The following is a 12,313-nucleotide window of genomic DNA, read 5'->3' as shown; positions in this document are numbered from 1 at the left end:
CGGGGGCGCCCCCCCCGGCAAACAAACCCGACCCCCCCCCCCCCCCCCGGCGCCCCCCCCCCCCCCCCCCCGGCCCCGACCCACCCACCCACCTCAGGGGCGCGGGGAACTGCGCAAAAACCCCCGCCCCCACCGAACCCGCAGCCTCACAACGGCCCAACCGCCGGAGGCTGCGGCACAGGACCAGCCCGGTCCAGCAACCCCGTCCGAGCCGCCAGCGCCGCCGCCTCCAACCGGGACCCCACCCCCAGCTTCATCAGCACCCGCTGCACATGGGTCCGAGCCGTGGACGGCGCTATCCCCATCCCCGCCGCGATCAGCCGCGTGTCCTCCCCGTCGGCCACCCTCACCAACACCTCGACCTCCCGAGGCGTCAGCATCTGAAGCAACCGCTGCCCCTCGTCATCAGGCTGGGCCGCGGGATTGAGCAGTTCACTGAACGCCCCCTGCAGCAACTGCGGAGCGACCGCCGCCTCCCCCGCCCGAGCCTTCATGATCGCCCGCTCGACCCCCTCGATGCGCTCATCGTGCCGCACATAGCCGGAGGCCCCCGCGGCGAACGCGGCGGCGATCCCGCGAGGACTCGGCACCGGCCCCAGCACCAGCACCGCCACCTGCGGCCGCTCGCGCTTGATCTTCACGATCGGATCGAACATCCCCGGCTCGGCAGGCGTGGCCGTCCCCAGCAGACACACCTCGGGCGCACGGCTGATCACCAGCTCCGCCGCCCCCGCGGCAGGCGCCGCCGCCGCGAGCACCCGGTGCCCGCGCAGTTTCAGTGCCGAGGCCAGCGCCTCGGCGAGCAATCGGTGGTCGTCGACCACCATGAGCCGAACTCCCATCGAGCAACCCCCCAGTCCCCCCAATGGACCCGCGTGAATGCCCCACTATGGATGCCCCGCTTGTGGGCCCCTTTTGTGGATGTCCCACTATGGATGCCCACTGATCCCATGGACAGGGGCCCCCTCCCGGCTCCCCCGCCCTTCATGCCCCCGGAAGCTACACGCTTGTTCGACGTTGCGCTTCCCCTACTGGTGAGAAGTGCCCCGGATCGATGGAATTTCTGGGTTTCGTCTGATTTCGCGGTTGACAGACCTCACGCGTCCTCGGCCAGTTCCAGCCACCGCATCTCCAGCTCCTCGCGCTCCCCGGCGAGGTCCCGCAGCTCGGCGTCGAGCGTGGCCACCTTCGCGAAGTCGGTGGCGTTGTCGGCGATCAGACCGTGCAGCTTCGTCTCCTTCTCGGAGATCTTGTCGAGCTGCCGCTCGATCTTCTGGAGCTCCTTCTTGGCGGCCCGCTGATCCGCGGCGCTCTTCTCGGCGACGGGCTTGTCCACCACAGGCGCCGCCGCGGCCGCCGCCGCCTCCATCCGCTGCCGCCGCTCCAGGTACTCGTCGATGCCGCGCGGCAGCATCCGCAGGCTCGCGTCACCGAGCAGCGCGAAGACCCGGTCGGTGGTCCGCTCGACGAAGAACCGGTCGTGGGAGATGACGATCATCGAGCCGGGCCAGCTGTCGAGGACGTCCTCCAGCTGCGTCAGGGTCTCGATGTCGAGGTCGTTCGTGGGCTCGTCCAAAAACAGCACGTTGGGCTCGTCCATCAGCAGCCGCAGCAGTTGCAGCCGTCGACGCTCACCACCCGACAGATCCCCCACCGGCGTCCACTGCTTCTCCTTGTTGAAGCCGAACGTCTCGCACAGCTGCCCCGCGGTCATCTCGCGGCCCTTGCCGAGGTCGACGCGCTCGCGCACCTGCTGCACGGCCTCCAGCACCCGCAGCGCGGGATCGAGTTCGGTGACCTCCTGCGACAGATAGGCCAGCTTCACGGTCCTGCCGACGGCGACCCGCCCGCCCACGGGCTGTGTCTCGCCCCCGGTCCGCGCGGCCTCGGCCATGGCCCGCAGCAAGGACGTCTTCCCGGCGCCGTTGACCCCGACGAGACCGATCCGGTCACCCGGACCGAGCTGCCAGGTCACATGCTTCAGCAGCACCTTGGGCCCGGCCTGGACGGTCACGTCCTCCAGGTCGAACACCGTCTTGCCGAGCCGCGAGGACGCGAACTTCATCAGCTCGCTGCTGTCCCGCGGCGGCGGCACGTCGGCGATGAGCTCGTTGGCGGCCTCGATCCGGAACCGCGGCTTCGACGTCCGCGCGGGCGCCCCGCGCCTCAGCCAGGCCAGCTCCTTGCGGACCAGGTTCTGCCGCTTGGTCTCCTCGGTGGCGGCGATCCGCTCGCGCTCGGCACGCGCGAAGACATAGTCGGAGTACCCGCCCTCGTACTCGAAGACGTCGCCCTTCTGCACGTCCCACATGCTCGTGCAGACCTGGTCGAGGAACCACCGGTCGTGGGTGACGCACACGAGCGCGGACCGGCGCTCGCGCAGGTGCTTGGCCAGCCAGGAGATGCCCTCGACGTCGAGGTGGTTGGTGGGCTCGTCGAGGACGATCAGGTCCTGTTCCTCGATGAGCAGCTTGGCGAGGGCGATACGGCGGCGCTCACCGCCGGAGAGCGGCGCGATGACGGTGTCGAGCCCCTGCGGGAAGCCGGGCAGGTCGAGCCCGCCGAACAGGCCCGTGAGCACGTCCCGGATCTTGGCGTTGCCCGCCCACTCGTGGTCGGCCATGTCCCGGATGACCTCGTGCCGGACGGTCGCCGTGGGGTCCAGGGAGTCGTGCTGGGTGAGCACGCCCAGCCGCAGCCCGCCGGAGTGCGTGACGCGCCCGGTGTCGGCGTCCTCCAGTTTGGCGAGCATGCGGATCAGGGTGGTCTTGCCGTCGCCGTTGCGGCCCACGACGCCGATGCGATCGCCCTCGGAGACGCCGAGCGAGACACCGTCCAGCAGGGCACGGGTGCCGTACACCTTGCTGACGTTCTCGACATTGACCAGATTGACGGCCATTACTCTCCTGCCCAGGGGGATCGATCGACCCTCCAGGGTAGTCCGACGCCTATGCCCCGATCACCGTCGCACCCGGCACCGGCCCCGACGCCGTGCGCACGGTCCGGCAGGTACCGGACGCCCGCAGCGCGTCCGCGATCTTCACCGCCGACTCCGCGTCACGGGCGAGGAACGCCGTGGTCGGCCCTGAGCCCGAGACGAGTCCGGCGAGGGAGCCCGCGGCGCTGCCCGCCGCGAGGGTGTCGGTGAGCTCCGGGAAGAGCGAGAGGGCGGCGGGCTGGAGGTCGTTGGAGACGGCGGCGGCGAGTGACTCCGGGTCGCCCGCGGCCAGGGCGTCGAGCAGCTGCTCGGAGGCGACGGGTTCGGGGACGACGATTCCCTCGGTGAGCCGGTCGAACTCCCGGAAGACGGCCGGGGTCGACAGCCCGCGCTCGGCCATCGCGAACACCCAGTGGAAACTCCCGCCGACCTTCAGGCTGGTGAGCCGCTCACCGCGCCCGATACCGAGCGCGGCCCCGCCGACCAGGCTGAACGGCACGTCGCTGCCCAACTCGGCGCAGATGTCGAGCAGTTCCTCGCGGGAGGCACCCGTCCCCCACAGCGCATCGCAGGCCAGCAGCGCGCCGGCGCCGTCCGCGCTGCCGCCGGCCATGCCGCCGGCGACGGGGATGTCCTTGGCGATGTGGACGTGCACGGCGGGGTCGATGCCGTGGCGTTCGGCGAGCGCGATCGCCGCGCGGGCCGCGAGGTTCGTGCGGTCGAGGGGGACCTGGCCGGCGTCCGGCCCCGCGCAGGTGACGCGGAGCTCCTCGGCGGGCGTGACGGTCACCTCGTCGTGGAGGCCGACCGCGAGGAAGACGTTGGCGAGGTCGTGGAAGCCGTCGGGCCGGGCGGCGCCGACCGCGAGCTGGACGTTGACCTTGGCGGGGACGCGGACGGTGACGCTCACTGCTGGACCGGCTCCTTGCTTTCCGCGATGCGCGCGAACTCCTCGACGGTGAGCGACTCGCCGCGGGCCTGGGGCGAGATCCCGGCCGCCACGAGGGCCGTCTCGGCGGCGGCCGCCGAACCCGCCCACCCGGCGAGCGCTGCCCGCAAAGTCTTGCGCCGCTGGGCGAACGCGGCGTCGACGACGGCGAACACCTCGCGCTTGGACGCGGTCGTCTTCACCGGCTCGGTCCGCCGGGTGAGCGCGACGAGCCCGCTGTCGACGTTCGGCGCGGGCCAGAACACGTTGCGGCCGATCGACCCGGCCCGCTTGACCTCGGCGTGCCAGCTGGCCTTCACGGACGGGACGCCGTACACCTTCGACCCGGGTGGCGCGGCGAGCCGGTCGGCGACCTCCGCCTGGACCATGACGAGGGTGCGCTCGATGCTCGGGAAGGTGTCGAGCATGTGCAGCAGCACGGGTACGGCGACGTTGTATGGCAGGTTCGCGACCAGCGCGGTGGGCGCGGGGCCCGGCAGTTCGGTCACCTGCATGGCGTCGGAGTGCACCAGGTCGAACCGCCCGGCCCGGTGCGGCATGCGCGCGGCGACGGTGGCGGGCAGCGCGGACGCCAGGACGTCGTCGATCTCGACGGCGACGACGCGGTCGGCGGCCTCCAGGAGGGCGAGGGTGAGCGAGCCGAGGCCGGGTCCCACCTCGACGACCACGTCGTCGTCCCGTACGCCGGCGGTCCGCACGATCCGGCGGACCGTGTTGGCGTCGATCACGAAGTTCTGGCCGCGCTGCTTGGTGGGTCGTACGCCGAGGGCGGCCGCGAGTTCACGGATGTCGGCGGCGCCGAAGAGGGTGTCTGGGGAGGGGCTGCTCACGTGGACAGCCTAACTGCGGTCCGGGCGCCCTCATCCGTGCAGGCGGGCCCCGCAGTGCGGCCACGGGCTCGCCCCGCGCCGTACGTACAGCTTCTTCGCGCGGAACGTCTGTTCGGCGGCCGGTGCGTCCTGGGGGCGCCCGGAGCCGCCGAGCCCCTGCCAGGTCCTCGTGTCGAACTGGTAGAGCCCGCCGTACGTCCCGGAGGGGTCCTGCGCGTTCGGCCGCCCTCCGGACTCGCACACCGCGAGACCCTGCCAGTTCAGGTGATCCGCTCCCTGCACGGACGTCGGCATCGGCTTCGTGCCCACCTTCACGATCTGCGCCCGGGGCTCCCGGACCATCTCGACGCGGATCCGGCGCGGTTTCTGTTTCACCCCGTTGACGGTCCGCAGGGAGTAGGTGACCCGCCGCATCCCGGGAACCCCGGCCTGCTCGACGATCTCCGTGCCCTTGAACACGGAGGGGTCCTCGGTCCGCTCCTCCCGGAACGGGATCTGTTCCTCCCGCACTTCCTGCGTCCCGGTGATCCGCAGCACCGTGACGGTCTGGCCGTCGCGCGGAAAACTCCCCGCCGGCACCGAGGTGGTGTCCATCCCGCTCAGCGTGACCCCGGCCGCCTCGACGGCCTCTGCCACGGTCGCCGCGTTCGTCCGGATCGTCCGGGCCCGGCCGTCCGCCATGACCGTGACGGAGCGCTCGGTGCGCACGTCCAGCGCGAGCCCCTCCCGTCCGATGTGCCGTGAGCGCGAGGTGGACACGTACGCGCCCTGCGCGCGCACCCCCAGCTCTTCGAGCGCCCCCTGCACGGTCTGCGCGGTGGTCCACACCTCACTGCGGTGCCCGTCGAGCGTGAGCCGTACGGGGCGCCCGTACCGCACCGCGACCTCGTCACCGCTGGCGAGTTCGTCGCCGGGCCCGGGCGCGATCACGTCGTGCGCTCCCACCGCGACCCCTTCCTCCGCGAGGAGTTCGCCCACGTCGTCGGCGAAGGTGTGCAGCGTGCGCGGCTTCCCGTCGACGGTCAGCTCGATCGCCTTGTCCTCGGCGACGAACGCGGCGGTGCCGCCCGCGAGGAATGCGACGACGAGCGCCTGCGGAAGCAGCCGGCGCATGGCGCTGTCCGGCCGCTCCACGTACCGCGCCCTGCGCCGGCGCGCGGCTCTCCCCGCCGCGGCACGCGGGGACGGCAGGGGTACCGGGCCCGGTGCCTCGTAGGCGGGCCGGTAGGTGTCCTCGTACGGCGCCTGCGCCGCGTCCGGCGCCATGTGCATGCCGTACACGAGGGTCTCCGCGGTGTACGGATCGACGGGAGGCACGTCGAAACCGCCGTACGGCTCGGTCGGTCCGTACGGCTCGTACGTCTCATAGGCCTCGTACGTCTCGTACTGCGACTGCGAGTTGCTCACGCCGACACGCTCCAGGGGGCCGAAAGTCCATCGGGGTCCGGATCGGGCCCACAGAACCTAGCGGAGCGACCGTCACTCTCCAAAGCGACGCGGCTACCCGGAGTTACGTTCGACGGGGTCAGTACCCGAAGGCGCGTGCGGTGTTGGCGGCGAGTGCCGTGGCCAGCGCGTCCTCGTCGATGCCGCGCACGGCGGCCATGGCGCGCACCGTGACCGGAACGAGATAGGGCGCGTTGGGCCGTCCGCGGTACGGCACCGGAGTCAGGAAGGGCGCGTCGGTCTCCACGAGGAGGAGTTCGACGGGGGCCACGGCGACCGCGTCCCGCAGGTTCTGGGCGTTCTTGAAGGTGACGTTGCCTGCGAAGGACATGAAGTATCCGGCGCGGGCGCAGATCTCCGCCATCTCGGCGTCGCCGGAGTAGCAGTGGAAGACGGTGCGCTCGGGGGCGCCCTCCTCCTTCAGCACGCGCAGGACGTCGGCGTGGGCGTCGCGGTCGTGGATGACCAGGGCCTTGCCGTGCCGTTTGGCCATCTCGATGTGGGCGCGGAAGGAGGCTTCCTGCGCCTCCTTGCCCTCGGGCCCGGTGCGGAAGTGGTCGAGGCCGGTCTCGCCGACGCCCTTGACCTGCGGAAGTGCTGCGAGGCGGTCGATCTCGGCGAGCGCGTCGTCGAGCGCGCCCGTGCCTCCCGCCTTTCGCTCCCCCTGCCGGGACCAGCCGTCGGAGTCGCCGTGGACGATGCGCGGGGCCTCGTTGGGGTGCAGGGCGACGGCGGCGTGGACGGCGTCGTACCGGGCCGCGGTCTCAGCCGCCCACTGCGAGCCGCGGACGTCGCAGCCGACCTGGACGACCGTGGTCACGCCCACCGACGCGGCTTTCGCGAGCTTCTCCTCCACGGTCCCGTCCTGCATGTCCAGGTGGGTGTGGGAGTCGGCGACCGGTACCCGCAGGGGGGCCGGGAGCGGCGGCGCCGCGTTCTTCTCGCGAGAGCTGTTCGAAGGCATGCCCCGATCCTACGAAAGGGGCACGCCCGCCCGGATCCGCGGGAGGGAAGCGGTCAGCTCGCCTTGCGCTGGAAGACGTGCAGGAGGTCGGACAGGTGCCAGTGGTGCTGGTCCACCGACCCGTCCGCGGCCACCGGCACCTCCACGGGTCCGGCGGGGGGTGTGCGGTGCTGCCGGTGTGCCGCGTCACGGGCGGAGGCGACCCGGCCGGGCCGCATGATCCGCACGACGTGGTTGTCGCAGTTCCCGCACGTGGGCCTGGAGAGCGGAGAAGGCACGACCCGGCCGTTCACCACGTACTGCACGAATTCACGGCCGCTGCCGTCGATGTGGTGCTCGATCTCGTACGACTGCTCCCATCCGTGCCCGCAGCGCATGCAGGCGAAGGAGTAGGACTCGTTGACGACTGCCGTGGCACCGGGGTGCCCTGCGATCTCGCTCATGCCAGCTCCTGTGTGTCCGCTGGAGTGGAGGACGGGTACGTCCCTCACTCCAGTGGACGCCTCCGCCGGCACCTGCGCGACAGCCCTGTCGAGTGTTGGAGGCGATTTGGGCGTTCCTTGCCAAACCACCCCGCCACGCCGCGCGGGACTTTGCATTCCGAGGCACCCCTTTGGCACGTACATGGGGCGCACGCTCAGACGATGTGCGCCCTGCTCAGAGGGGGTGTGACCCAGTTCATCCGGGCAGGTCAGGGAGCGGTGTTCTTCGCGGCGACGACCGCGTCGAAAACAACCCGCTTGGGCACTCCGGCCTCCACGGCCACCGCGGCGATCGCCTCCTTGCGGCGCTCCCCCGCCTCCTCCCGCACCCGCACCCTGCGCACCAGTTCCGCGTCGTCGACCTCCTCGGCGCCCTTCTCGGGCGCCCCCTCGACCACGACGGTGATCTCGCCCCGGACGCCCTCGGCGGCCCACTCGGCGAGGAAGCCCAGCGACCCCCGCTTGATCTCCTCGTACGTCTTCGTCAGCTCCCGGCACACGGCCGCCCGCCGCTCGGCCCCGAACGCCTCGGCCATCGCCGCGAGGGTGTCGTCGAGCCGGTGCGGGGCCTCGAAGTACACGAGGGTGCGCCGCTCCCCGGCGACCTCCCGCAGGCGCGAGAGCCGCTCGCCGGCCTTGCGCGGCAGGAACCCCTCGAAGCAGAACCGGTCCACGGGCAGCCCGGACAGCGCGAGCGCGGTGAGCACCGCGGAGGGGCCCGGTACGGCGGTGACGCGGAGGTCCTTCTCGACGGCGGCGGCGACCAGCCGGTACCCGGGGTCGGAGACCGACGGCATGCCGGCGTCCGTGACGAGCAACACACGTGCGCCGCCGAGGAGTTCCTCGACGAGTTCGGGCGTACGCGCCGCCTCGTTGCCCTCGAAGTACGACACCACGCGCCCCTTGGGCGTGACACCCAGCGCCTGGGTCAGGCGTCGCAGGCGGCGGGTGTCCTCCGCGGCCACCACGTCGGCCCCGGCCAGCTCCTGCGCGAGCCTGGGCGGGGCGTCGGCGACGTCGCCGATGGGGGTTCCGGCAAGGACCAGGGTTCCGGGCTCGACTGTCACGCGCCCATCCTCCCAGGGGCCGCCGGATCCGGACGCATCCGCGTCTGTCCACCCATGCGCGGGACGCACACAGCGCCGTTCCCTACGATGGCGCGGTGACCAGTACCGCGTCCTCCACGGACACCCGGCAGGACCAGGCCCCCCAGGACCGGCGGCCGTCGTGGCAGCAGAGGCTGCGCCGATTCGGCTACACGGCGCCGGCCAGAAGCGATGTGCGCGAGCGCCTGGTGCCGCCCTACGTCGAGCCCAGCCCGCGGATGTGGCAGGTCCTGGGCGTGCCCGGGGCGCTTGCCGAGCGCGTCACACGCTGGTCGGGCTGGCTCGGACCGCTGTTGGTGACGCTGGTGGCGGGCCTGATGCGGTTCTGGAACCTGGGCAGCCCGAAGAAGGTGATATTCGACGAGACGTACTACGCGAAGGACGCGTGGGCGCTCGTCCACCGCGGCTTCGAGCTCAGCTGGGGCAAGAACGTCGACAGCCAGCTCCTGTCCTCGAACGGGCACGTCGCGCTGCCGACGGAAGCCGCCTATGTGGTGCATCCGCCGGTCGGCAAGTACGTCATCGGGCTCGGCGAGCTGATGTTCGGGTTCGATCCGTTCGGCTGGCGGTTCATGACGGCGCTGCTCGGCACGCTGTCGGTACTGATCGTGTGCCGGGTGGGCCGGCGCCTCTTCCGCTCGACGTTCCTCGGCTGTCTCGCGGGCGCGCTGATGACGGTGGACGGCCTGGCCTTCGTGATGGCGCGGACCGCGCTGCTCGACGGTGTGCTGATGTTCTTCGTGCTGGCCGCGTTCGCCTGTCTGGTCATCGACCGCGACCGGGCACGGGAGAAACTCGCGGCGGCGCTGCCGGTCGACGCCTACGGGCTCGTACGCCCCGACGCGGGGGTCGCGGACACGCTCCGGCTCGGCTGGCGGCCGTACCGCTGGCTGGCGGGCCTGCTGCTCGGCCTGGCCATGGGCACCAAGTGGAACGGACTGTTCTTCCTCATCGCCTTCGGCGTCATGACGGTGCTGTGGGATGTCGGCTCCCGCCGGGTCGCGGGCGCGCGGCACCCTTACCAGGCGGTCATCAACCACGACCTCGGCATCGCGTTCCTGGCCATGGTGCCGGTCGCGGTCGTCACCTACGTCACCTCGTGGATCGGCTGGATCCTCTCCCCCACGGACGGCACCGGCGGCTACTACCGCAACTGGGCCGCGACCGACGGCAAGGGCGGCAGCTGGACCTTCCTGCCCGACTGGTGGCGCAGCCTGATCCACTACGAGCACGAGGTCTACAAGTTCAACGTCGGCCTGTCCTCGCCGCACACGTACATGTCCAACCCGTGGAGCTGGCTCGTCGACGGCCGACCGGTCTCGTACTTCTACGAGTCCCCCTCGCCCGGCACCGACGGCTGCCCGGCGGACGCGGGCGAGAAGTGCGCCCGCGAGGTCCTGGCGATCGGCACGCCGCTCCTGTGGTGGGCGGCCTGCTTCGCCGTCCTGTACATCCTGTGGCGCTGGTTCTTCCGCCGCGACTGGCGTGCGGGCGCCATCGCCTGCGGTATCGCGGCCGGTTACCTGCCCTGGTTCAACTACCAGGAACGCACGATCTTCTTCTTCTACACGATCGTCTTCCTCCCCTTCCTCTGTCTGGCCGTGGCCATGCTCATCGGCGCCCTCCTCGGCCCCCCACGCGCCACCGACACCCGCCGCGTGGCCGGCGCCACCGCGGCAGGAGTCCTGGTCCTCCTGATCGCCTGGAACTTCATCTACTTCTGGCCCCTGTACACGGGCACGGCGATCCCGATCGACAGTTGGCGGTCGCGGATGTGGCTGGATACGTGGGTCTAGGGGGCTGAAATTCACGTATGTGATTGAGCACCTGCTCCGACGAATCAGGAAACTCCCGCCCCGGGTGTCACACCTCCCGCCTAGAGTGCCCACAGCCAACGGGGTAATCGGGGAGGGGGCCAGACCATGGCCAAGGGGGTGAAGGTCGCTGTCGTCAGCACGGTGTTCGCCATGATGGTCGGCGGGGCCGGATACGGGGCGTACAACTTCGTGTCGGCGATGAGCGACGACGGGAGCGGTTCGGGCGGTGTCAGGAGCGGGCCGCCCGATGCCGACGAGATCACGAAGACGTCGAAGGACTTCTTCGCCGCCTGGGAGAAGGGCGACGCGGCGAGCGCTGCGGCGCTCACGAACAACAGCACGACGGCCGAGGTGCTGCTGGCGGGCTACAAGACGGACGCGCACATCGGTGACGTACGCATCACGCCCGGCAAGGCGGCCGGCGCCACCGTGCCGTACAGCGTGAAGGCGACGGTGTCGTACGACGGGAAGTCGAAACCGCTCGCGTACAGGAGCAAGTTGACCGTCGTGCGCGGGGTGACCACCGGCAAGGCGCTGGTCGACTGGCAGCCCTCCGTGGTGTATCCGCAGCTGAAGGCGGAGGACAGGCTCGTCACGGGCGAGTCCGCGAACCCGTCCATCGAGGCGGTGGACCGCAATGGCAAGGTCCTGAGCAAGGAGAAGTACCCCTCGCTCGGTCCGGTCCTGGACGCCCTGCGCGAGAAGTACGGGGCCGAGGCCGGCGGCACTCCCGGTATCGAGCTGGTCGTCAAGCACCCGGACGAGACGCCCGACACCTCGCTGCTGACCCTCGCCGAGGGAAAGGCGGGCAAGCTGGAGACCACGCTCAGCGCGACCGCGCAGGCCGCCGCCGAGAAGGCCGTGAAGCTGTACGGGCAGTCGTCGGTGGTCGCCGTCAAGCCCAGCACCGGCGAGGTGCTGGCCGTGGCCAACAACCGTACGGACGCCTTCAACGCGGCCTTCGAGGGCACCAAGGCCCCCGGCTCCACCATGAAGATCATCACCGCCGCGATGCTCATCGACAACGGCGTGACCTCGATGAACGGCCCGGCGCCCTGTCCGGACAGTGCCGTGTGGCAGGGACAGACGTTCAAGAACCTCACCGGCATGCAGCCCGACGAGGGTGCCACGCTCGCCAACAGCTTCATGCGGTCCTGCAACACCGCCTTCATCAAGCTGATCGACGAGAAGCCGCTCACCGACGACTCGCTGACCGAAGAGGCGCAGAACCGGTTCGGGATCGGTGAGGACTGGAAGACCGGCGTCGTCTCCTTCGACGGGAAGGTGCCCGCCGTGAGCGGCCCGGACCGTGCGGCGGGCGCGATAGGCCAGGGCCAGGTCCAGATGAACCCGCTGAACATGGCCTCGGTGACCGCCACCGCCATCACCGGCGACTTCCGCCAGCCCTACCTGGTCTCGCCCGACCTCGACGACCGGAAACTGGCCACCGCGAAGGGGCTGCCGTACAACACGGCCTCCCAGCTGAAGCAGATGATGCGGCTGACCGCGACCCAGGGCACGGGTGCGAAGGCGATGGCGGGGCTCGGCGGGGACATCGGCGCGAAGACCGGTTCGGCGGAGGTCGACGGACAGCAGGTGTCCAACAGCTGGTTCACCGGTTTCCGCAACGACGTCGCCGCGGCGGCCATGACGGAGGAGGGCGGACACGGCGGCGAGGCGGCGGGCCCGATTGTCGCAGCTGTGCTACGAGCCGCAGGCTGAAGTCACCCTCGCAGGGCAGGGACTCTAGGCTGTGGCCGTCGTTGGGATGCATGAGGGCG

General features: G+C 71.0%; 10 protein-coding genes. 2 read left to right on the top strand and 8 right to left on the bottom strand.

Annotation, left to right across the window (positions count from 1 at the left end; genetic code table 11):
* Positions 1 to 146: 146 nt before the first annotated feature.
* The 8 genes from ACFYRX_RS37370 to rsmI form a co-directional block, all read right to left on the bottom strand.
* Positions 147 to 842 (bottom strand): LuxR C-terminal-related transcriptional regulator, encoded by a 696-nt coding sequence (locus ACFYRX_RS37370; protein WP_389109955.1) that lies wholly within the window; start codon positions 840 to 842, stop codon positions 147 to 149.
* Positions 843 to 1,096: 254 nt separating this feature from the next.
* Positions 1,097 to 2,899, bottom strand: coding sequence for an ABC-F family ATP-binding cassette domain-containing protein (locus ACFYRX_RS37365; RefSeq protein WP_389109952.1), 1,803 nt, complete (start codon positions 2,897 to 2,899; stop codon positions 1,097 to 1,099).
* Between the two features lie 49 nt (positions 2,900 to 2,948).
* Complete coding sequence (locus ACFYRX_RS37360; protein ID WP_389109949.1) at positions 2,949 to 3,848, bottom strand: 4-(cytidine 5'-diphospho)-2-C-methyl-D-erythritol kinase; 900 nt, start codon at positions 3,846 to 3,848, stop codon at positions 2,949 to 2,951.
* On the bottom strand, positions 3,845 to 4,717 hold the full coding sequence (gene rsmA, locus ACFYRX_RS37355; RefSeq protein WP_389109946.1) for a 16S rRNA (adenine(1518)-N(6)/adenine(1519)-N(6))-dimethyltransferase RsmA: 873 nt from the start codon (positions 4,715 to 4,717) through the stop codon (positions 3,845 to 3,847). The genes ACFYRX_RS37360 and rsmA overlap by 4 nt, the downstream gene beginning before the upstream one ends.
* A 30-nt stretch (positions 4,718 to 4,747) precedes the next feature.
* Complete coding sequence (locus tag ACFYRX_RS37350; RefSeq protein WP_389109943.1) at positions 4,748 to 6,124, bottom strand: ubiquitin-like domain-containing protein; 1,377 nt, start codon at positions 6,122 to 6,124, stop codon at positions 4,748 to 4,750.
* Positions 6,125 to 6,242: 118 nt separating this feature from the next.
* Positions 6,243 to 7,127 carry a TatD family hydrolase gene (locus ACFYRX_RS37345; RefSeq protein ID WP_389109940.1) on the bottom strand — a complete coding sequence of 295 codons (885 nt, stop codon included), beginning with the start codon at positions 7,125 to 7,127 and terminating at the stop codon, positions 6,243 to 6,245.
* 53 nt (positions 7,128 to 7,180) lie between these two features.
* A complete protein-coding gene (locus ACFYRX_RS37340; RefSeq protein WP_389109938.1) occupies positions 7,181 to 7,570 on the bottom strand; it encodes a hypothetical protein in 390 nt (129 codons plus the stop codon).
* Positions 7,571 to 7,818: 248 nt separating this feature from the next.
* Positions 7,819 to 8,676, bottom strand: coding sequence for a 16S rRNA (cytidine(1402)-2'-O)-methyltransferase (rsmI, locus tag ACFYRX_RS37335; RefSeq protein WP_389109935.1), 858 nt, complete (start codon positions 8,674 to 8,676; stop codon positions 7,819 to 7,821).
* Between the two features lie 95 nt (positions 8,677 to 8,771).
* On the opposite strand from rsmI, the gene ACFYRX_RS37330 reads away from it, so the two are divergent.
* Together ACFYRX_RS37330 and ACFYRX_RS37325 are read left to right on the top strand one after the other, a co-directional pair.
* On the top strand, positions 8,772 to 10,511 hold the full coding sequence (locus ACFYRX_RS37330) for a dolichyl-phosphate-mannose--protein mannosyltransferase (protein ID WP_389109932.1): 1,740 nt from the start codon (positions 8,772 to 8,774) through the stop codon (positions 10,509 to 10,511).
* A gap of 126 nt (positions 10,512 to 10,637) precedes the next feature.
* Complete coding sequence (locus ACFYRX_RS37325) at positions 10,638 to 12,254, top strand: penicillin-binding transpeptidase domain-containing protein (protein ID WP_389109930.1); 1,617 nt, start codon at positions 10,638 to 10,640, stop codon at positions 12,252 to 12,254.
* Positions 12,255 to 12,313: the final 59 nt, after the last annotated feature.

This window comes from Streptomyces sp. NPDC005374, from assembly GCF_042872225.1.
Classification (GTDB): Bacteria; Actinomycetota; Actinomycetes; order Streptomycetales; family Streptomycetaceae; genus Streptomyces.
The sequence above is the reverse complement of the archived record's forward strand: the minus strand, read 5'-3'. Positions and strand labels throughout refer to the sequence as shown.